A 21558-nucleotide genomic window follows, 5' to 3' on the forward strand; every position below is an offset into this window, starting at 1 on the left:
ACGTCGTCCACCAGGGCGGGGTCGAGGCCGTTTCGCGAGGTGATGGAACGCAGAACGTGGGCCATCAGTTCGACAGGGTGCGTCCCGGACAGTGCTCCGCCCGGCTTTCCCTTGCCGGACGCGATCCGGACTACATCGACGATCACTGCCTTGGTCATCTTCGTTCCCTTCGAGGACGTGCATTGCTGGGGCGGTCCGGCACCCGAGTTTCGTGGCGCCGGGTACCGGACCGAGATCGAGGGAGCACCCTGACTTAGCGCTCGCTAAAGAACTACCACCGACTTGATCCTCTCGTCAAGAGGGGCCTCCGAACTCGAAACAAATGCGGCCGACTAAAAGCTGGGCGATCAGTGACCTCGCCTGGCCCACGCCGTTCATTAGTACTTTCGAATGATAGGTTTTCAATCTTCGCCCGAAATGTCCGGAATCGGATAACCTTCCGCCACAAGCAATCCAAGCCACAGGGGATTCGGGGCGTGGCACCAATCGATGACAACCGCAGGGGGACTGACTGGGAGGTTTGGCGTGGACCTGCGATACGTTGCCTTCACGCGTGCCGACTCGCATTTCTACGACCGAATCAGAACGGTCACCCAACCAGATACATCAACTGACCAGCACTTTGTCCCCGCGAAGTCGGTGGATTGGTCGCTCTGGCGGCGCGGTCCCCAAAGTGGACCGTGGAACTACTTCCAACCGCCCGACGGTCTGCTGCCAGAACAAGGATGGAAGATTCACTGCTCCGCTACCCAAGCCAACGCGCAGGAGCTGCTCGATACCGTTTCCGTGTATTGCGGTCACAATCATGTGCCTTTCAAATTTCTTCGGACGGCAGCAGACCTCATGTTGTCCAACAGCAAGCAGGCCAATCGAACTTCCAGCGGAAAATTCATCACGATCTATCCGGCGGATGGTGTTGCCACACAACGTGTCATCACCGAACTGGACAAGCTTGTCACCGGTGCCGACGGGCCGTACATCCTCAGCGATGTGCGATGGAACCGGGGACCGCTCTACTTACGGTACGGCGCGTATCTGCCCATGCAGACCTACGATTCATTCGGCGATCGCGTCCCGGCAATTCGGCGTCCTGACGGATCGCTCGAACCCGATGTGCGCGGCACTTCCTTCAGAACTCCGGACTGGGTACAAATCCCGGACTTCGTTCGCGCGCAGCAAGACAAGCTGAAATCACATGACGAATTCCCCTATTCGATCAATGAAGCCCTGCACTTCAGCAACAGCGGGGGGATCTACTCCGCATTCGACGACGCCGGCATCGATCTAGTCATCAAAGAAGGCCGTCCCTTTACCGCCCCGGACGCCAACGGCCGGTACGCAATCGACCGCATCCGTAACGAGTACGACAAGTTGACTCACCTTGCCGACAACCCGTACTCACCTTCTGCGATCAGCTTGTTCGAGCGCGAGGGACACCACTTCCTTGTCACCGAGCGCGCTCCCGGCGCTCCCTTGAATCAGGAGATTGCGCTCCGCTATCCGCTGATACGCGCGGATCAGACACTCAGCTCCCGAACGGAATACAGAACCTGGGCACTCGACATTGCACAACAGTTGACTGCCGCAGTCGAGAGCTTCCACAACGCCGGAATCGTTCATGCCGATCTTCACCCTGGCAACGTCATGTGCTCACCGTCCGGTATTCGGATCATCGACTTCGAGATGGCCCACAACATCGACGAGCATCCGCCCCGGTCCACCGGAGCCCCCGGATACACAGCACCTCGACAGTTGACAGGAATCGCGGCGGATCGATACTCGTTGGGATGCATCGAGCTGGGACTCTTTGTTCCACTTACTACATTGTTCCCTCTCGATCGCAACAAGATTCCCGAACTCATCGACTATGCGGTGTCTCGATTCGATCTTCCTCGCGCCTTCGGTGCCTCGCTCTATTCGATGCTCGACGCACAGGCGCCGGAGCCGGAGAATCGCCCGCATCGTTGGGACACGTCGCCCGGGGAAAACCTGCAACGGGCGGCCGCTCTGTTGCGCTGCGGCATCCTCGCCTCGCTTGATCTCTCCCGCCCTGATCGACTCTTTCCCGGGGACATCGCCCAGTTCGAAGTGAACGGCTACGGCATTGCTCACGGCTCGTGCGGAAACCTGCTCGCCGATGTACTTCCCGCAGACACCTTGGAGTCAGTTCTGGAATGGACTGAACATCAAATTGATTCGGATACTCAACCAAAGTTCGGCTTCTTCGACGGGCTCGCGGGTGCGGTGCATACCTTTCGGCAACTAGGGCGACACTCGACTGCCGACAGATGGGTAGAGACTTTGTGCAAAGCTCCACTCGACGAGCACGACTCCAGCCTCTTCGGCGGCCTTTCCGGAATCGGGTGCCTTCTACTCGAGGAATCGGAGTCATGTCCGGCGGCATCGTCAACTCTCGCTCTCGTCACCGAAACTCTGCGGGATCGCCTTCCGACTGCTCGCGCACACGTCCGCTTCACCGACGGAACATCCTGGGCGACAACGGGTCGCGGCGGCTTGATGAGAGGGCCGAGCGGGCAAGCACTGTTCTGGACTCGCCACTACGAACGGACCGGTGATCCTCGATCGCTGGAACACGCGCGACAGCTTGTCGACATCGATTTGTCCGTGATGCGGATGTGCCCTGACGGTTCGATGCAGCTGACAGAAGAGCGCCGCACGATGCCGTACCTCGGATCGGGATCCGTCGGCGTGGGCCTGGTACTTCTTCAACTTGTTCGACATGTCGACGAGCCGCGCTACGCAGCTGCGCTACTTGCCATATCCCGCGCTGGCGCCGTCGAATTCACTGCCCAAGCCGGACTACTCAACGGGCGAGCCGGGCTGATTCTGTTTCTCAGCGAACTCTCCAAGACTCCATACGCCGGCGCCGATTGTGAACAGACGCTTGCACAGCAGTTTCAGCTTCTGGGCTTGCACAGCCTCAATCACGCAGGAGGCCTGCACTTTCCAGGTGAACAGAACCTGAGACTCTCGACAGACTGGGCAACCGGATCCGCGGGAATACTGGCATTGCTCCGTCACGCCGGATTGCCAACTGTCCGACAGTCGTTTCCACTGATGTGCGCGTCGAACTGCCACATCGCCTAATTGTTCGGAAGTTATCACCCACGGAAGATTGGAGCACAGAAGTACCAGGCGAAAAACCTGGAATTAAATCAACACCGCAAGCAAACTCGATCGATCAAATCCATCGGCAAGAACGCCGATCAACAAAGGAAATGACAATGGACGCTATTCTCTCCCTTCAAGATCTGTCAGTCGCCGCCGGCAACGTCGGAGACGCAGGCCAGCTCGAGCAGAACGCGGCAATCAGTTCGCTCAGTTTCTTCTGCCTCTGACCTCAGGCCGATACCTCGGATTAAATCCGGGGTATCGGCTTTCGCAATCAGTGCGAATCGTCAAACGGACAGTATTGTTTCATCATGAGACGCATACACACTTCACCGAGCTGCATTCGCCGATGATGTGCGCGACCTGGCGGCAATGCCGAGGGCAGATCGTATGGTCATCGGCGGTGATATTCATACTGATCCTGACAGCCGCACTTTCGGGCTGGTTCGTTCAGCGTTCGGGCGAGAGTTGGGACTTCGGCGACATCTGCTCACGCTGGTACGACGGAGGTGGCGGTTGCCGTGCCGACACCGCTCTCACCTTGACGACGCTTCTCGTACTCCTACTACCGTTCGCCTCAGGAATGCTGGTCGGCGTCACCACATTCGCCCGAGACTTCGAGCAGGGTCCCGAAGACCTCGATTTTCTCGAGTCCACCAGCCTTGTTCGATGGTATTTCTTGCGGGTCCTGGTGGTCTTCGTTCCCATCACCCTTGCGATGGCAGTCCTGGGCATGGTGCTCGGCTGGACCCATACGCTTGGCCGGGGACAGGCGGCAACAAATGATGCCACCTCGTTTTCCTTGATGGAATTCCCCAATTTTCAGACGACGGGAATCGTCGTCGGCGCCTACACCTTTTTAGCGATGACTACCGGCAGCGCAGCCGCATTGCTCATCCGCAACACCGTCTTCGCGATGGTCATGACTCTTCTCGCGTTCTTGATCGTGCCCGTCGCACTGAGCGCGACGATGCGCGAGCATTACTTGGCCCCCGACACTGAAGTGCAACCCATCGACGGACTGGCACGTGCAGCGGAATATGCACCGTCGCCGTATGAAAATCTCGACTCGAGGTGGGTCATCGGTGCCGGCTTCGCCGATACGGATGGCAACATGATCGACGCCGATTACACAATGTGCTGGGGCTCAGACAATTCCGACCGCAAGCAGCAAGACCTCGAGGTCGACAACTGCCTTCGAGAACAGGGAATCGATCACTATGCCGTGATCTATCACCCACAGAGCCGGTACTGGCAATTTCAGTTCATCGAGACTGCCGTGATGCTGTTGTGCTCCGGGTTGATGGTGGCGCTCGCACTCGTCGGCGCACGTGGACGACGTCGGCGACCCACCTACAACCGAATGTCGGAAATGTCGAAATCGATTCAATAGCAGCAATTTTCGATCCACATCATCTTGTGTTCGAAACTTTGTTCGATTAGACTTTGAGCATGGACAGTCGGGAAGCGTGGCAACTGGATGGCGAGGGCCTCAAGAGTGAGGTTCTCGATCTGGTGCGCGCCCGGCACGAGTTGCAGTCGCGGATGGTGTTGCTGATCGTGGAGATGTTTTCCCGGGACGTTCTCGGTGGGAAGGGTTTTCGGGCGATCGCGCAGTGGTTGCATGGTTCGACGAATTTGGAGATCGGTGAGTGCAGTCTGCTGGTCGGGTTGGCGCGGTTGTTGTTGCTCGAACCTGTTGTCGCGGATGCGTTTCACCGCGGGGATGTTGATGCGTTGAAGGCGCGGCAGGTGGCGTCGTTTTGTCAGCATCCGCCGAAGAATATGACGCCGGCGGATGTGGACAAGGCTCGCGGGATCTTGTTGGGGTTGGTGTCGAAGAACATTGCTGATTGTGATGCGGTGCGGGCGGCGATCCGGCGGATCGAGAAGCAGTACGGAAACCGTGATGACGGCGTTCCGGTGGGTGAGGATTCGGAGCGTAACGAGTTCTACGCGTCGAAAGGTTTGTACGGGCGCGTGTCGGTGAAGGGTGATCTGGATGCGATCAACGGGGCACGTCTGATCACGTTGCTGTCGAGCCTGTCTGCGCCGACACCGGAGAAGGACGGCGTGAAGGACACCCGTACGCCGGCGCTGCGGCGGGCGGACGGGTTCTGCGAACTACTGCGGCGGTACGAGCGGGCGGGGTTGGGTCCGATCGAAGGCGGAGTGAAACCACACATCACGGTGACCGCGTCGGCAAAAGATATGACGGACCTTAAAGTTCTGAAAGACCTCCTGCCGTCCACTGAGGAGTTGGGGTTCGCGTGGACGGATTGGGTGGGCCCGATCAGTATCGATACTGCACGGATGTTGGCGTGCGACTGCACGGTCACCCGGATTTTGTTGGATGAGAATGGTGTTCCGCTCGACTGCGGTAAGGAAGCAAGGACCGCGACGGTTCCGCAGCGGCGGGCGTTGGCGGTTCGTGATGGTGGGTGCGCGTTTCCGGGATGCGGGACACCGTCGGGGTGGTGCGATGCCCATCATATTGTTCACTGGAGTGATGGTGGCCCAACAGATCTCGACAACCTGATCTTGTTGTGCGGTCATCATCATCGGACGATGCACCACACCGAATGGCGGGTCGAGATCGGCCCCGAGCGAAAAACAGTGTTCTATCCACCGATGTCGATAGATCCGTATCAACAGCCGATCGGCGGGAACAGCCCACCCACAGCCGCCTGAACCGCGACAATCGAATACATCAGCACCGGGGACGAACCATGCCCCGGTGCTGGTGCACGTTTCTGGTCAGATCCCAACCCCTCAAATCCCAGCCCCTCAGATCCCGGCCCTTCGCACGAGAGCGTCAGTGGCAGAAGGGGATACAACGTCAATCGCTCGTAACAGCCCCGCGTACCGCGGATACAGCTCGACGGGACGCGTATTGATCGCCCTCAAGATCCACGATGCAGCTTGATCGGCCGTCAGCGCCGGCTGGCTCACGTAATCCGCCGTCGGCGCGATCATCGGTGTTCGTATGAGTGGGAATTGCACTGTGGTGACATCGACACCGGTGCCGTGACATTCCGCGCCGAGGCTTCGGCCGAATGCACTGAGAGCAGACTTCGACGCGTGATAGGCGCTGAACCTGGGCATCACGCCCGCAGTGACTCCCCAGGTTCCGACGTTGATGATGTGTCCGGACTTCGCCTCGAGCATCGCGGGCAGTAGCCGCAACGTCAGTCTTGTCGGCCCGAAGTAGTTCAGCGCCATGGTGCGCTCGTAGTCGTGGAATCGGTCGACCGAATCCAACGCGGTACGCCGGATCGAGCGACCCGCATTGTTGACGAGGATATCGACCGACCCGAATCGATCCGCGATCGTCTCCGCGAGTTCGTCGACGGCTTCACCGCGGGAGAGGTCCGCAGGCACGATGTGTGCCCATCCTCCCCTGCGGTGAATCTCGTCCCGTACGTGTTCGAGGTTTTCCTCACCGCGCGCGACCAGGATCATCTCGGCTCCCCGACGAGCCAAAAGATGAGCTGTCGCCTCACCGATCCCCGACGAGGCTCCCGTCAGGACGATGGTCTTGTCGGAAAGCGTGACGCCGCGAGACGGAACAAGGGAGCGCAGACGCGTCGGCGGTCTCAATGCAAGATTGCTGAGAATCGATCTGATCACGTCGGCCTCGGTTCGATCTTCGCGTGCGATTCGGTGCGAACCCGTCCCTGAACAGCCCACTTCGGACGCACCTCGGAAATTACTCAAAAGTAAGTTATGGCGCCGTTTCGGCCGTGTCAAGAATTCGTCGGGATTCAGGAGTATCTGCCACTAGCTTTTCCTGATACCTCGGGTTACATTAAATCCAGACCGAGTGCCAGCGATCACACAACCGGCCCTCGATTCCACCGAACACCGCGAGAAATACCAGCGGTGACCGAAACGAAGAGGAGACGCCATGACGCTCACATCGCCGCTCGACAAGCGCGGAGAAGCATCCGACGACTCGTACAACGAGACGCTTCGACTCCTGTCCGAGGGCTCGGTGCACAAGCACTTCGACCCGTACCTCGACATCGACTGGGACTCCCCCGAGTTTGCCGTCGTCCCGAACGATCGCCGCTGGATCCTCCCGGCCGAGACTGACCCGCTGGGTGCACACCCGTGGTACCAGTCGCAGTCCGAGGCCAGGCAGATCGAAATCGGCATGTGGCGCCAGGCCAATGTCGCGAAGGTCGGTCTCCAGTTCGAGAACATTCTGATCCGCGGCATGATGCAGTACGTCTTCTCACTACCCAACGATTCGGCCGAGGCGCGCTACTGCACGCACGAGTCGGTCGAAGAGTGCAACCACACGATGATGTTCCAGGAGATGGTCAACCGCATCGGTGCCGACGCTCCCGGGATGAGCCGTCCGATGAAGATGCTTGCACCCTTCATCCCCCTCGCTGCGGGTCCGTTCCCCGAACTGTTCTTCGTCGGTGTCCTCGCCGGTGAAGAGCCGATCGACCACATTCAGAAGAGCATCCTGCGCGCCGGCGGCCAGATCCACCCGATCATGCAGTCGGTCATGGCCATCCACGTAGCCGAGGAAGCGCGTCATATCTCGTTCGCGCACAAGCTTCTGAGCCGTCGCATCCCGCTGATGTCACGCCCGAACCGGTTCGTCCTCTCGCTGCTGTTCCCGATCGTCATGCGCATTCTCTGTGACGCCATCGTCATCCCGCCGAAGTCCTTCTGGAAGCAGTTCGACATCCCGAAGTCCGTGAAGAAGGACCTGTTCTGGGATCTGCCCGAGTCGCGCCAGACCCTGCGCAACTACTTCGGTGACGTCCGCATGCTGGCCACCGACACCGGCCTGATGAACCGTGCCTCGCGCCTGGTGTGGAAGGCCTGCAAGATGGACGGCCGCGCATCACGCTTCCGTAGCGAACCTCACCGCAGCTCGCACAACGCCGCCGCGTAGCTCCCGGACAGTCGAGATCGGACTCATAGCGCCATGCCACACGTAGTCACGCAGTCCTGTTGCAGCGACGCCTCGTGCGTCTACGCCTGCCCGGTCAACTGCATCCATCCGACGCCGGACGAGCCGGACTTCCTCACCGCCGAGATGCTGCACATCGATCCGCAGGCCTGCGTCGACTGTGGCGCATGCGTCTCGGCCTGCCCGGTCGACGCCATCGTCCCCGAGTCGAAGCTGACCGACCCGCAGCGAGTCTTCCTGTCCATCAATGCGGACTTCTACAAGGAAGAGCGACCCAGGCCGCTTCTCGCCAAGGTCATCCCGGCAGCCCACGTCGACAAGGGCCGACCGCCGTTGCGCGTTGCGATCGTCGGTTCCGGACCGTCGGCGATGTACGCCGCGGACGAGTTGCTGACTCAGCCTGACGTGCAGGTCAACGTCTTCGATCGCCTTCCTGTGCCTTACGGCTTGGTTCGCGCCGGCGTTGCTCCGGACCATCAGAAGACCAAGCAGGTCACTCGCTTGTTCGACAAGATCGCCGCACAAAAGGGTTTCGAGTTCTACCTCAACGTCGAGATCGGCAAGCACATCTCGCACAGCGAACTGCTCGAAAATCACCATGCGGTGCTCTACGCAGTCGGCGCTTCGTCCGACCGTGGTCTCGGCATTCCGGGCGCTGATCTGCCTGGCACGGCCTCGGCCACCGACTTCGTAGCCTGGTACAACGGCCACCCCGATCACGCCGACGACGTCTTCGACCTTTCACATCGCCGCGCGGTCATCATCGGAAACGGAAATGTCGCGCTCGACGTCGCTCGCATTCTGACGGCCGATCCCGAGAAGTTGGCCGGTACCGACATCTCCGCTCACGCACTCGCCGCTCTGCGGAAGAGTCGCGTCGAAGAAGTTGTCATCGTGGGTCGACGCGGAATCGCGCAGTCCGCGTTCACGGTCCCCGAGTTCACCGGCCTGATGGCACTGCCGGACATCGAACTCTCTGTCGGACCCGACGACATGGTTCTCGACTCGGCCACCGAAGAACTGGCAAAACGCGGCGAACTCCCGCATGCCGTCGAGCAGAAGTTGCGTCTCCTCGAAGCCCTGAAGAACCGCGATCACGTCGACGTCGGCAACAAGCGCATCACGTTGCGCTACCTGCTCACGCCGACCTCGATCACCGGCGACGATCAGGTCAGCGGAATCGAGTTCGCGCGCAACGCTCTTGTCGACGCCAACGGAACCGTGCAGATCGAAGCAACCGGCGATACCGAGACCATCGATACCGGCTTGGTCCTCACCTCGATCGGCTACCGCGGAGTGCCCATCCCCGGCGTCCCGTTCGACGAGCGTGCGTCGGTCATTCCGAACGAGAACGGGCGAGTCCTCGAAGCTCCGAACGGTGATCCCGCCACCGGGGTCTACGCGACCGGTTGGATCAAGCGCGGACCGAGTGGGTTCATCGGCACCAACAAGTCCTGCGCGCAGGAAACGATCAGGATGCTGGTCGACGACTTCAACGACGGACGCCTGACCAACCCGGTCGCCGACGACTCCGCAGTCGATCGTCTGGTCCGGGCGCGACAGTCCGACGTCGTCGACCGCGAGGGCTGGCACGCCATCGACAAGGCGGAACTGGAACGCGGCGCTGCGCACGACCGTGTCCGCGAAAAGGTTCTGGATCAGGTCGAGATCACCTCCATCCTCGACGCTGCGGCCCGGGTGAAACCGGCGCGTCGATTCGGTCGACCCGTTCGCGCTCGCTGATCCGCTACAGGTAAACAGCTACTTTCACGCACACGGCCCCGCCTGCAGACTCGTCTGCCCGGCGGGGCCGTCTGCGTTCCGGCAGCGTCCCACTCAGCGAAAATTTTTGCCCGTCAGCGGCCGAAATCGTGTAATACTGCAACCTGTTCCAGTAAGCGGCACAGCGGGCCCACGATCCCCCGGATCAGGCTCGCCAACCAGATGAGGATTGCATGAGCGAGACTGCAACGCCGGCGCCGAACGGGAGTGTGACACCTGCAGTAGAGGGTTGGTTCACCACCGGCGACGAACCTGCTCTGATCGGCACGAAGTGCCAATCCTGCGGCACCATTTCCTTCCCTCGTGAGGCGACGTTCTGCAAGAACCCGAGCTGCTTCAGCGAGGAGTTCGACGACGTGGAACTCTCCCGCCGCGGCACTGTCTGGTCGTACACCGACGCGCAGTACCAGCCCCCGCCGCCGTACATCCCGCGCTCGGATCCGTACGAGCCTTTTGCTCTCGCAGCAGTCGAACTGCCCGAGGGCATCGTCATCCTCGGCCAGGTGGCCGACGGATTCGGCGTCGACGATCTCAAGGTCGGCAATACCGTCGAATTGGTTGTCGAGCCGCTGTACACGGACGAAACCGGAGTACGTACGACGTGGCGCTGGAAGCCTGTCGCCGCCGATCAGGAGTCGCAGTCATGAGCAAGGACGTCGCAGTACTCGGTGTCGGTATGCACCCCTGGGGCAAGTGGGGGCAGTCGTTCGTGAAATACGGCGTTGCGGCCGCTCGCGCCGCGCTCGCCGATTCGGGTGTGAATTGGCAGGATGTCGACTTCATCGTCGGTGGCGAGACCGTCCGCAACGGGTACGGCGGATACGTCGCCGGAGCCACCTTCGCGCAGGCACTCGGCTGGAACGGCGCTCGCGTCGCCACGTCGTACGCCGCGTGTGCGACGGGAGCCCAGGCACTCGACACCGCTCGCGCACGAATCCTGGCCGGCCTCAGCGAAGTTGCCCTGGTCGTCGGCGCCGACACCACGCCGAAGGGCTTCCTCGCTCCCGTCGCCGGTGAGCGTTGGGACGACCCGGACTGGCTGCGCTTCCGCCTCATGGGTATGACCAACCCGGCGTACTTCGCGCTCAACGCGCGTCGTCGCATCGACCTCTACGGCGCCACCGCGGAGGATTTCGCCAACGTGAAGGTCAAGAACGCCAGGCACGGGCTGAGCAATCCGAATGCGCGCTACCGCAAGGAAGTCACCGTCGAGAACGTGTTGGCCTCCCCCGTGGTGTCCAATCCCCTTCACCTGCTCGACATCTGCGCGACGTCCGACGGCGGCGCCGCAATCTTGCTGACGTCGATGGAATACGCCCGCAAGATGGGCATCGCGGAACCTGTTCGCATCAAGGCTATTTCGACGGTCACGCCGACGTTCCCCCAGACGATCATGGACATGCCGAACTTCTCCACCGATTCCAGCTCCGCCGTTCCCGCTCCGGAGCGCACGTTCAAGGAATCCATCGGCTACGCCGCATACGAAGAAGCCGGGATCTCTCCCGAGGACGTCGACGTCGCCGAAGTCTACGACCTCGCTACCTCCGTGGAACTGGACTGGATCGAAGACCTTGCCCTCTGCAAGCGGGGCGAGGCCGAGCACCTCCTGCGTGCGGGTGACACCAGTATCGGAGGCCGCATCCCGGTCAATCCGTCCGGTGGTCTCGCGTGCTTCGGCGAAGCCGTTCCCGCACAGGCACTTGCGCAGGTGTGCGAGCTCACTTGGCAGCTTCGTGGACAAGCCGAAGGCCGTCAGGTCGAAGGCGCCCGCATCGGTATCAGCGCCAACCAAGGTCTGTTCGGACACGGCTCCTCGGTAATCGTTTCCGCCTGACCCTGTTCTACTTTCGTGGCGGTCGCACACTCACCCGTGAGCGGCCGCCACGATCACGTCTGCCACTGCCCCTGGCTGTGAGACCAGCGATGCGTGCGAGGTCGGGAGTTCGCTGGTGTTCGCGCCCATCCGGTTTGCCATGAACCGCTGCGCCGATGCGGGGATCACGCGATCCTCACCGGCAACCAGATACCAGCTCGGTGTGTTCGCCCACGACGGTGGCCCGCCGAGCTCGAGGTTCGCCCACAAAGCCGCAGACTTCTGATGCGCCAACATCGTTGCCGCTGTCTCGTCGGAAACATCCTGAGCGAAGACGGAATGGAAATACTCGTCCGTGACGTAGCCGTCGACGTTCTTCCCGCCGATCGCGTGAGGATCGTCGACGATCTTCAATCCCAGAGCCGGAGGAAGCAATTGGCTGCCAGGAAACCTGATGGGATCGATCGTGATCTGCACCGGCTCACCCTGAACCGGAGCAAACGCCGCGATGTACACCAACGACTGCACCTTCGGGTCGTGAACATTGGTGATCACCGCGCCGCCGTACGAGTGTCCGACGAGCACGACAGGTCCGTCGATGTCCGCAACCGTCTTCTCGATCACGGACGCGTCGTAAGCGGGCCCGCGTAGAGGATTGTCCGGCGCCACGACGCGATAGCCACGCGAACGTAGGTCGGCGGCAACGCCGTCCCAACTGGTCGCGTCGGCAAAAGCGCCGTGGACGAGAACGACGGTTGGCTTGGGGCTCGCCACCGCAGCGCCGGAGCCGAAGATCACTCCAGCCGCGACTGTCATGAGTAACGCCAGAACTGCGGTGAATACACGTGAGATCTTCATGCGTTTCCTTCACTCTCGTCGAAAAGCGAGAAACTGCGGTAGGCCGGGACACGCCCGTTTCGATCCTAGAAATACCTGCTGCGACGGACGTGACTGTCCGTGCAGACTTTTGAGCTCACACTGCACAACTTCTGGTTGAGCGTCCGCATCGCGGGGTATCAGGGCTGCATGGCTTTGCTCCTGGATACTTCCGTGTTGGAGCCTGACCAACGCGCGGACGCCTTTGTCGACGCGATGGGTCGTGCCTCGGTCCCGTGTGCAATCCACTTGGAGAACCCGGAACGGGTGAGCGCGAGAATGAACGTGTGGAACCTCGGTGCAGCATCACTGTTCCGCTCCGAGTCGACCGGTATGCGGTTGACCCGAACACCACGTCACGTCCGGTCCGCGTCGATGCCCGTCCTTGCGATTGCCCTGCAGGAGATCGGGATCGGCCATCTAGATCAGCACGACGAACAACGCAGAGTGCCCGCCGGTGAGCTGTTGATGACGGACCTGACGTCGACCTACGATTTCTCCTGGCCGGGAACGGGCGCTTCCCAGTGCCTCTACGTTCCGATGGATCGGCTGGGACTGCCGATCGACACCGTGCGGGACGCAGCTACCCGGCCTCATCACAGCAATCTGTACCCCGTGATGATCGCGCACGTTCGTGAATTGTTCCGCAGCGCCGCTCTGTTGGAGACCGATCCTGCCGCCGAACAATTGGGCGAGGCCTCGATCGAACTCGCACGTGCTTTGGTCGCTTCGATCGCACATGCGAATCCTGACGCATCCGCTCCGAGATCGGCCCTTGCCATGACTTCGATCCGTCGATACATCCGTGAACACCTTCACGATCCGACACTGAATCCCGCACGAATTGCTCACGCCCACAACATCTCACTGCGACAGCTGTACAAGATCTGCTCGGACAACGGCTTTCGGATCGAACAGTGGATCATCACCCAGCGCCTGCAGAAGGCTCGGGACGAACTGGCTCGACCCGCTACCGTCGATCTGCCGATCGCGACCGTTGCGCACCGGGCGGGGTTTGTCGACGCCGGACACTTCAGCCGACGCTTTCGACAGGCCTACGGGCTGAGCCCGACTCGTTGGCGTCAGCTCCGCGATTGAAGCAGCGCCACAACGTCCGACTGACCACGACTTTCGGCATTGTCCAACGCGGTCTTCCCCGATGCATCCCGGATCGAGGGATCTGCCCCCGCGTCGAGAAGCTGAGTGATCACGTCGATATAGCGCGCCGAACCATCGCCGTACACAACGGCTTCGAGTAGCGCCGTCCACCCGGGATCGTTGACGTGATTGACCGGAACCCCGGCAGCGATCAGCATCCGGACGCTCTCGACATGCGCGTGTTCACTCGCGGGAATCAGCGCCGTACCGCCGTAACGGTTCACGCTGTCGACGTCCGCGCCGTGGGCGAGCGTGAGCGCCAGAATCTCGTTCAAACCCTCGGCTCCGGAATACAGGAAGGCCGAATCCTGCATGGAATCCTTCGCGTTCACGTCTGCTCCGGCAAGAATCAACGTAGAAGCCGCGGCGACAGCGTCGTTCTTGGTGGCCTCGACGAGTGGAGTCCGTTCGCCCTCGCCGCGAGCTTCGATGTTCGCGCCCGAAGCCAGGGCCGCGGTGATCGCTGCCGGATCATTGCGGTCCACCGCATCGAAGAGTGCCCGTTCGGATTCCGGCGTCGATGGTGGTTTTACCTCTGCAGGCGGTGACGTCGCTGACGACGACGCGGTGGTCGGCGCCACCGAGGTGTCGGAAGAACTGCAACCCGCCAGGGCCCCGGTCACCGACGCTGCGATTATTCCGCCTGCGAGGACAGCTCTCGACATCCGCTTCATGGAACCAGTCTTCCACAGGCGACCGAATGGCCCGAGAATCACAGATAGGGCGACATCTTCAACATCGACCGTCTCACCACCGGTTTGATCGCCGGAATGATCCACCGTTTCCAGCCGAGCGTGGCTGCGATGTCGGCGGTGATGTCGTCGAAGCTACGGCTTTGATACCGCAACAACCGCGGGCTCTCTTCGGTGTCCACCCAGTCGGTCACGTACTCCTTGCCGCTGAAGGCTCTCTCGGGCAACGGTTCCAACCCCATGGCGCGCAGCATCCTCGCCAGATAGTCGCGGTAGGTCACCTGACATGACTCACCACCACCGACAAACAGCACCCGGCCCCACACCTGCGGCGTCTCCAGTGCGTTGGCGAGAGCGACGGCCGCATCATCTGGGTGCAGCACCTCGATCCTGTTGTCCAAGCCGATCTCGAACATGATGGGATCGGCCCCACGTGCACCGATGATCGGAACGTCGGCGAACCGCGGGATGAACCACGTCAGACCGGACTCTCGCACTATGCGTTCGGCTTCGATCTTCTGGGCGGTGTAACCATCCGTCGCCTCGAGTGGATCATCCACTCTACGAGGCGGTTTCCGATGCATCGTTCGACCGTGAACATCGAATGTCGACGCAAAGAGAACTTTCGGTGGACCGCTCTGCGCCAGCGCTGCCGCGACAACGTTACGAGTTCCCTCGACATTGACCTTCACCGCACCCGCAACGTCGAGTTCACTGACAGGCGGAATGACTGCGGCCAAGTGAACTACGACATCTACCCCTGCCACCGCGGCCTCGACGGTCTGGTAGTCACGAATGTCGCCCCAGATCGTCTCGATCCCGTGAAAGGCGCTCGCCCGCTTGCGATCCTCGGGAGTTGCCAGCGCAAGACAACGAACGTCGTGACCCCTGCGCACGAGCTCCGTCAGAACGTGCGAACCGATGTTCCCGAAGGCTCCCGTCAAGAGCACCTTCATGATCGGATGGTGCCTCGCCCGGCGATGAGGGGAAGATCCAGCGCTGAAACGAGCCCGGCTTCGATGTCGTCGAGCATCGGAATGGCGTTGATCGCTCGCATTCCCGTCGCCAGGCAACCTCCGGTGATCGGATCACCGTCGAGCGCCCCACGGAACGCGGTCTCCTGCGTGATGTCCGGACTGCCTTTGATGATCACGCGGTAGACGTCGTTCTCCACGGAAGTTGCTCTAGGCCAGTGTGTTGCCGCGTCGTTGGTGATGCGGTTGACGTGCTCGATCACGATCTTCGCCTCATCTCCCACCCAACCGCGGATCTCGAATCGCACTGCGGCACATTGACCGGGTTCGATGACACCGAACGGATATGTGATCGGCTCGGTGGCCGCCCACTTCTCGTACACGGTGTCTATGCGGTCCAACTTGACTCCGACTGCGTCGGCGATCATCGGAATGGTGTGACCCCACGCGAAGATCAGCACCTCGGGAATTTCGAGTACCGCCGGCGTATCGACCGACACGCCGATTCCCATGGTGGAGCTGTAGTCGCCGGCGTAGTTCGCGTAGTCCAGCAGTTCCTGTACACGGACGCTGTCCACCCGGCCACAGACACCCATGAGCGTCATCGGGAAGAGATCGTTGGCAAATCCAGGATCGATCCCCGTGGTGAAGCACGACTTTCCGCTTTCACGACAAGCCTTTTCGAGGTCCTCCAGCATTTCTTTCGGGCACACCTGCGGGTAGACCAACGGCGTCATCGACGTCGACACGACGTGCTTGCCCGACAGCAGGGAGCGCGACATGTTCGCGATGTTCTCGACGGCGAATTCCGCAGTCGGACCGAAGTATGCAACCGCATCGGCATCGACGGCGAGTGCTGCCTCACTGTCGATCGTGGCGGCCAACCCCACCGGCTCGACTCCGATGAGTGTGCCTACGTCGGCGCCGTCCTTCTCCGGGTTGTGCACGATCACGCCGACCAGTTCGAATTCGGGATGATCGAGCAGTTCGCGGATGACCAACTTCCCCACGACGCCCGTTCCCCATACGATGACCTTGTGTTTCATTGCAGTACAGTCCTTTCCAGAGCAGAGTCAACAGATGGTGTATCGACGATCAGCGGAAGAACTCGCCGCCGTTGACGAACAGCGTCTGCCCGGTCAACATTCGCGCGCGATTGGACGCGAAGAAGACCACGGCATCCGCTACGTCGTCGTCTGCCGGGATTTCACCGAGCGGCATGTTCTTGCTGATCTCGGCGATGATGTCTTCCTCTGGGACCCGACGGTCGGCCGCCGCGAGGCCCACGTAGAGCTGTACCGGCGGTCCCCACATCCACGTGGGAACTACGGTGTTGACACGGATTCGATACTGTCCCAGTTCTTTTGCCAGCGACCACATCGCTGCGTACAGCGCACCCTTGGACGTCGCGTATGCCGATTGGGGCAACTGCGGATGAAACATGGCCTGCGACCCGATCAGGACGACAGAGCCGCCGCGCTTCTTCAATTCCGGCAACGCCGCCTGCGTCAAAGTGAGAGTTCCGATGACGTTGACATCCAACATGGCCTTCCAGGCACTCAGATCAGCCCCTTCGAGCCCACCGAACACGTCCTCCTTGGCCGCGACGTTGACCAGCGCATCCACCCGGCCGAAACGTTCGGTGGCAGTGTCGATCAAGCGCGAGCACGACTCCGGATCGGCGATGTCCGTCACCGAATAGACGACGTGAGCGCCGGTCGGATCGATCTCCTCGCAGACCGACTTCAGATTCTCTTCGGTTCTAGCGCCGAGTACTACGTTGGCCCCGTCACGGACTGCAGCCAAAGCGATTTCACGCCCCAGTCCGGTTCCGACGCCGGAAATTACCACGGTCGAATCTTCGAGCAATTGAGTCATGACGCGCACCTCCACAGGGCACCCAAGGGATAACGTAACGCCGTGTTACGAATATGGAGAAACGTAACACTGCGTTACGCTATTCACAATGGATTTCGAAGAAGTCACCCCAGACAACGTCACCCCAGACGAGGACACCGAACGGCTACGCGGGAGGCCCCGCGATCCCGCCATCGGTGATTCAGCCCTGGCCGCAGCACGCGAGTTGCTCGCCGAGGTCGGCTGGGACAAGACGACGATGGTGGCGATCTCGGAGCGCGCCGGCGTCGGCAAGCCCGCCCTGTACCGTCGATGGCCGTCCAAGACTCACCTGGTTTTCGAAGCAGTCTTCGGCTGGGTCGACGAGTCTCCGCCCGTCGCAGACGCCACCGACCCCGACGAATGGGTACGGGCCTCGTGTAACTACACCCTGGAACTCTTTGCAAAACCCGAGGTGAAGGCCGCACTGCCCGGTCTGCTTTCCGCATTCGCAGAGCGCGGCGACCTGCCGTCGACATTGTGGTCGGAGTTCGGTGGCCCCGGCATCGCCATGCTCGCAGAGATGCTGAACCAGGGCGGTGGTGATGCCGACGCGATGCGGGACGCTCAGGCGACGATGCTCTTCATCGTCGGCGGCACGATGGTACTGAGAATGCTGATGCCCGAGGACGAATCCGCACCCCTCGTCGAACGAATGCCGGACATACTTCTGCATGGCGTCACACCGAAGGAGCAGTAGAGCACATGAGCGCAGCAGAGCCGACCATCAGCCTCGACGACGATCGCGTGCGCGTCACGTCGTGGCGCTTTCCGAACGACGGCATCGCCACCGGCCGCCATCGACATGAGTACGACTACATCGTCGTACCGATCACCGGCGGCCGATTCGTCGTGTCCGCTGCCGATGGTTCCACCCGCGAGATGACTCAAACTCCTGGTCAGCCATACCAAGGAACTGCCGGCACGGTACACGACGTCACCAACGTGTCGGGCGCGGAAGCTGTCTTCGTGGAGATCGAACTCAAAACTCGCTAAATCAGGGACTTTGGTCCGAATATTCGACTTGGACGCTTATTTGGTGTCCGAATTGGGTAGTTTCACATCATCTAACTCGTTCAAAATTTCGATCCAGCGGTCACGTCCAGTGCAGCCAGTCGAACAGGAGTCGGATGAGCATCCCATTTCGTGATGCCGCTGCAGTAACGCTCGACGCGTCTCACCGCGTCGGGCAAGCGCACGTGCCAGGCGCCGCACTCAACGGTCGTTTTCACCCGCCAACTGCCGTGAAAGGACTGGTCGCGCGTCCGCGCCTGCACCACAAACTCACCGCATCCACTGCCACCAAAGGCTCAGGCCCCGGGCCTGTCGGGTTGCTCTCGGCTCCGGCCGGTGCGGGGAAGACCCTACTTCTGGCCGATTGGGCTCGCGAATATTCTCGAGCCTCCCCTGATGTTGCGCTGGCCTGGCTGACGTTGGCCGAGCGCGACAACAACGTGTCGATACTGTGTGAATCCCTCGCCGAGGCGATCGCGACCTCCGTCGATGCGGCCGGCCAGAGGCTCCCCGTGCAGACCGGATCCAGGCCGCCCGTCGAGCAGTGGCTCGCGCACTTTGCGGAAACCCTCGAAACGCACGAGCGCCGAACAACGTTGATCCTCGACGACGTTCACACCCTCCACGATCCGATGTCGATCGGTCTCCTCGATCGGATACTCACACAGACCCCGGGCAACCTGTCGATTATCGTTGCCGCCCGCTACGAACCACCGCTCACGTGGCATCGTCTGGCTCTCGACGGCCGACTCACCCGCTTTGCATCCACCGATCTCGCTTTCGATCGCTCCGAGATCACCGCGATATTCGGCGAGTACGACATCACGCTGCGCGACGACGAACTCGCAATCGTCGAGAACTTCACCAAGGGGTGGGGCGCCGTCGTTCGCCTGACCGCCGCGTTTCTGGCCGGCCGCAGTGACATCGGCGATGCACTGGACGAGTTCACGCACACACCCCGCCCGATCGCCGACTTTCTCGTCGACGAGGTACTGACGTCCTTGCCCGAACATGTCACCTCGTTCATGTTGCGAACATCGGTGGTCGATTCTTTCTCCGCCCAACTGGCGGAAACTCTGACGGACTCGAACGCTCGATCCGAGATCGACTCGCTGATTCAGTTCAACTTCCCCGTGACCCGTACCGATTCCGCCGACCACACAACGTGGTTCAGCTATCACCCTCTCTTGCGCGAGCACCTTCGGGCAGAGTTCCGTCGCGTCGATCACGTCGAGAGAAACCGCGTACACCTGCGAGCAGCAACCTGGTTCGAAAGCAATCACTTCGAACTCGAGGCGCTCGAACTCGAGGTGTCGATCGGAGACCCATGCCGCATTCTCGCGTTTCTCGAACGCTGCGGGCTGGGCCTCGTACTCGACGGGCACTGCGGGGACGTCGTGCGAGTCCTCGAATCCGTGTCGACGCAGGTCTCGGAATCCCCGATCACCCGACTCGTGCTGGCGGCGGCCGCCCTCCATTCCGGTGACGTGACCTCGGCGACCACGTGCCTCGATCTTCTCGAGGCAACTCATCCACCGATTGCAGAAGATCCATTGTTCCTGGCGATGAGCCTGGAAATCTCCTGCGTTACGGCGACTTCCGACAACGGGCCGCTGGCGGCACGTCTGGAGCGGCGTCAGAAAAGCACCCACTCCGACATCGAAGCCTACGCACACATGGAATTGGCGACGGCACACTTACTGCGACGTGAGTTCGACAGGGCGACTGTCGAATACACTCAAGCCGTCGCACTCGGGACAATACGGGGCAGGGCGCGATTCGTCTTGAAGTCGCTGACCGGACTGGGCTACGTAGCTTCTCTCAGCGGAGACATCGGGGCGATGAGGGCTCACTCCGTCTACGCTCTCGACTACGCGGTCGAACATCGCATCACGACGACTGCGGAGTACGAGTTGTCCGCGTCGGTGGCCGCCTTTGCCACATATCTCTGCGCTTCGAGCGAACTCCCGTACCGCATCCCGACAATCGGAAACTACCGGAGCACAGACGTTCTCGGCGCCAGCGCGCCGGTGTTCGGGTGGCACTCCGTCGTAACCTTCGGCCTTCACAGTCTCGACGGCTCGACCGACCGACGCTCGACCGCCGCCGATGTCCGCGACGCGATGCTCAGCGTGATCGAATTACGTACCTTCGCGTTCGCGACCTTGGCTCTTCTACCACCCGTCGTCCACGCATGCCTTTCCGTCGGCGAGGTGGAATGGGCAGCGAGACTCGTGCGTGACGCAGCCGATCAATTCGGAGAAACGTCGGAGATACATCTCGCGCGGGGTGCCGTCGCCTTCTCGTCCAACAAGTTCGCGGAAGCACTCGTCGAAGTTTCCGAAGCTCTCGGGTCCTCCGAAATCCCGTTGCTCGCACATCACGTCTACGCCTGGACACTCGAAGCCGGGATCCACGCTGCAACAGGTCACGAGCGCAAGTCGTTTCGCTCCCTCCACAAAGCGCTGCGCGCCGCGGAAGCCGGTAGCCTGCTACGCCCCTTCCTCGACTACGGCGCATCCCTGCGGCCGGTGTTCGACGAGTTCAGTGGACATTTCGGCGATCAGGAAGCATTTGCCGAACAGGTACGTAGCCGCATTCGCCCACAAGAATTGGTGAGTGCACCGATCCTCACGCCAGGCGAATACACCGTGCTCCGTGAACTGGCTTCCGGAGACACCACCGAGTCCATTGCCGACACGCTGTTCCTTTCCGTCAACACCATCAAGACGCATCTTCGCGGGATCTATCGCAAGTTGGAAGTGAGCAACCGACGCGACGCGCTCAAGGCTGCGCGACGCGGCGGACTCATCTGAGCAAGACTGCTTCCATGCCCCCGAAGCTGTATTCCGATACGCGCGATCGATTGACCGTGTGGGCGAGACGTACACCCAGTCGACGGTTGGCGACCGATGCAACCATCGGGGTCTTCGAAGTCGGGCTCGTGGACAGCGCCATGACTTTGGCGGCCCAGGCCTTTACGTCATTGCTCCCGGTCATGATTGCAGCGTCGACCTTGGAGAAGCTGAAGCCGTTGGCTGATGCCGCCAAAGACGACCTCGGCGTCCAACTCCCCGACACCGTATTGACCAGTACCTCTACCGCGGCAGCGTTCGGGATTGTCGGCTTGCTCATGCTGCTGATCAGTTCCACGTCCTACGCTCGCGCTCTCGGCCGGATGTACGGACGGATCTGGAGCGTGCCGACGGCGACACTCCGTCAGGCGTGGCGGTGGTTCGCGGTGGTGTGCGTCGTGGCCGCGTCGGTGGTCGGTGCGGCCCTGTGCCG

Annotated in this window: 17 protein-coding genes and 2 pseudogenes; 12 read left to right on the forward strand and 7 right to left on the reverse strand. The window is 61.2% G+C overall.

Annotated features, from left to right (window positions below; genetic code table 11):
- Positions 1-158, reverse strand: a pseudogene (locus tag ACYP01_RS15410) (steroid 3-ketoacyl-CoA thiolase); the annotation flags it as partial.
- Positions 159-525: 367 nt separating this feature from the next.
- On the opposite strand from ACYP01_RS15410, the gene lanKC reads away from it, so the two are divergent.
- The 3 genes from lanKC to ACYP01_RS15425 all read left to right on the forward strand — a co-directional run bounded on the left by lanKC (position 526) and on the right by ACYP01_RS15425 (position 5823).
- On the forward strand, positions 526-3108 hold the full coding sequence (gene lanKC / locus ACYP01_RS15415) for a class III lanthionine synthetase LanKC (protein ID WP_459680929.1): 2583 nt from the start codon (positions 526-528) through the stop codon (positions 3106-3108).
- A gap of 427 nt (positions 3109-3535) precedes the next feature.
- Positions 3536-4525 carry a hypothetical protein gene (locus ACYP01_RS15420; protein WP_459680931.1) on the forward strand — a complete coding sequence of 330 codons (990 nt, stop codon included), beginning with the start codon at positions 3536-3538 and terminating at the stop codon, positions 4523-4525.
- Positions 4526-4584: 59 nt separating this feature from the next.
- The gene (locus tag ACYP01_RS15425; protein WP_459680933.1) at positions 4585-5823 is read left to right on the forward strand and encodes an HNH endonuclease signature motif containing protein; all 1239 of its coding nucleotides are present in this window, start codon (positions 4585-4587) and stop codon (positions 5821-5823) included.
- 96 nt (positions 5824-5919) lie between these two features.
- Here the strand turns inward: ACYP01_RS15425 and ACYP01_RS15430 are convergent, their stop codons facing one another.
- Entirely contained in the window at positions 5920-6762 is an 843-nt protein-coding gene (locus ACYP01_RS15430; protein ID WP_074447109.1) for an SDR family oxidoreductase, read from the reverse strand.
- A gap of 277 nt (positions 6763-7039) precedes the next feature.
- On the opposite strand from ACYP01_RS15430, the gene ACYP01_RS15435 reads away from it, so the two are divergent.
- The 4 genes from ACYP01_RS15435 to ACYP01_RS15450 all read left to right on the forward strand — a co-directional run bounded on the left by ACYP01_RS15435 (position 7040) and on the right by ACYP01_RS15450 (position 11681).
- Positions 7040-8047 carry an AurF N-oxygenase family protein gene (locus ACYP01_RS15435; RefSeq protein WP_003943163.1) on the forward strand — a complete coding sequence of 336 codons (1008 nt, stop codon included), beginning with the start codon at positions 7040-7042 and terminating at the stop codon, positions 8045-8047.
- Between the two features lie 33 nt (positions 8048-8080).
- Positions 8081-9808, forward strand: a complete 1728-nt coding sequence (locus ACYP01_RS15440) for an FAD-dependent oxidoreductase (RefSeq protein WP_064113617.1) — start codon at positions 8081-8083, stop codon at positions 9806-9808.
- 212 nt (positions 9809-10020) lie between these two features.
- Positions 10021-10494: a Zn-ribbon domain-containing OB-fold protein gene (locus ACYP01_RS15445; protein ID WP_161120541.1), complete on the forward strand. Its 474-nt coding sequence runs from the start codon at positions 10021-10023 to the stop codon at positions 10492-10494.
- On the forward strand, positions 10491-11681 hold the full coding sequence (locus ACYP01_RS15450; RefSeq protein WP_459680937.1) for a lipid-transfer protein: 1191 nt from the start codon (positions 10491-10493) through the stop codon (positions 11679-11681). The genes ACYP01_RS15445 and ACYP01_RS15450 overlap by 4 nt, the downstream gene beginning before the upstream one ends.
- A gap of 30 nt (positions 11682-11711) precedes the next feature.
- Here ACYP01_RS15450 and ACYP01_RS15455 read toward each other — a convergent pair whose 3' ends face one another.
- Positions 11712-12518 (reverse strand): alpha/beta fold hydrolase, encoded by an 807-nt coding sequence (locus ACYP01_RS15455; RefSeq protein WP_007730412.1) that lies wholly within the window; start codon positions 12516-12518, stop codon positions 11712-11714.
- 99 nt (positions 12519-12617) lie between these two features.
- Between ACYP01_RS15455 and ACYP01_RS15460 the strand changes: the two genes are divergently transcribed.
- A complete protein-coding gene (locus tag ACYP01_RS15460) occupies positions 12618-13634 on the forward strand; it encodes a helix-turn-helix domain-containing protein (protein WP_230691778.1) in 1017 nt (338 codons plus the stop codon).
- On the opposite strand, the gene ACYP01_RS15465 is transcribed toward ACYP01_RS15460, so the two are convergent.
- From ACYP01_RS15465 to ACYP01_RS15480, 4 genes are read right to left on the reverse strand one after another with little or no spacing between them, the layout of a single operon-like run.
- Complete coding sequence (locus ACYP01_RS15465; protein WP_387388220.1) at positions 13619-14368, reverse strand: ankyrin repeat domain-containing protein; 750 nt, start codon at positions 14366-14368, stop codon at positions 13619-13621. The genes ACYP01_RS15460 and ACYP01_RS15465 overlap by 16 nt on opposite strands.
- Positions 14369-14406: 38 nt before the next feature.
- Complete coding sequence (locus tag ACYP01_RS15470) at positions 14407-15342, reverse strand: NAD-dependent epimerase/dehydratase family protein (protein ID WP_459680941.1); 936 nt, start codon at positions 15340-15342, stop codon at positions 14407-14409.
- The gene (locus ACYP01_RS15475) at positions 15339-16406 is read right to left on the reverse strand and encodes an NAD(P)H-dependent amine dehydrogenase family protein (protein WP_003943107.1); all 1068 of its coding nucleotides are present in this window, start codon (positions 16404-16406) and stop codon (positions 15339-15341) included. The genes ACYP01_RS15470 and ACYP01_RS15475 overlap by 4 nt, the downstream gene beginning before the upstream one ends.
- Before the next feature lie 49 nt (positions 16407-16455).
- Positions 16456-17238 (reverse strand): SDR family oxidoreductase, encoded by a 783-nt coding sequence (locus ACYP01_RS15480; RefSeq protein ID WP_459680944.1) that lies wholly within the window; start codon positions 17236-17238, stop codon positions 16456-16458.
- Positions 17239-17326: 88 nt separating this feature from the next.
- Here ACYP01_RS15480 and ACYP01_RS15485 point away from each other — a divergent pair, with 88 nt between their 5' ends.
- From ACYP01_RS15485 to ACYP01_RS15500, 4 genes and pseudogenes are all read left to right on the forward strand, one after another.
- Complete coding sequence (locus tag ACYP01_RS15485; protein ID WP_003943042.1) at positions 17327-17956, forward strand: TetR/AcrR family transcriptional regulator; 630 nt, start codon at positions 17327-17329, stop codon at positions 17954-17956.
- 5 nt (positions 17957-17961) lie between these two features.
- Entirely contained in the window at positions 17962-18252 is a 291-nt protein-coding gene (locus ACYP01_RS15490; RefSeq protein WP_459680946.1) for a cupin domain-containing protein, read from the forward strand.
- Positions 18253-18386: 134 nt separating this feature from the next.
- Positions 18387-21086 (forward strand): helix-turn-helix transcriptional regulator, encoded by a 2700-nt coding sequence (locus tag ACYP01_RS15495; RefSeq protein WP_459680948.1) that lies wholly within the window; start codon positions 18387-18389, stop codon positions 21084-21086.
- 14 nt (positions 21087-21100) lie between these two features.
- A pseudogene (locus ACYP01_RS15500) lies at positions 21101-21558 on the forward strand (hypothetical protein); the annotation flags it as partial.

Source organism: Rhodococcus sp. no. 34 (assembly GCF_054589475.1).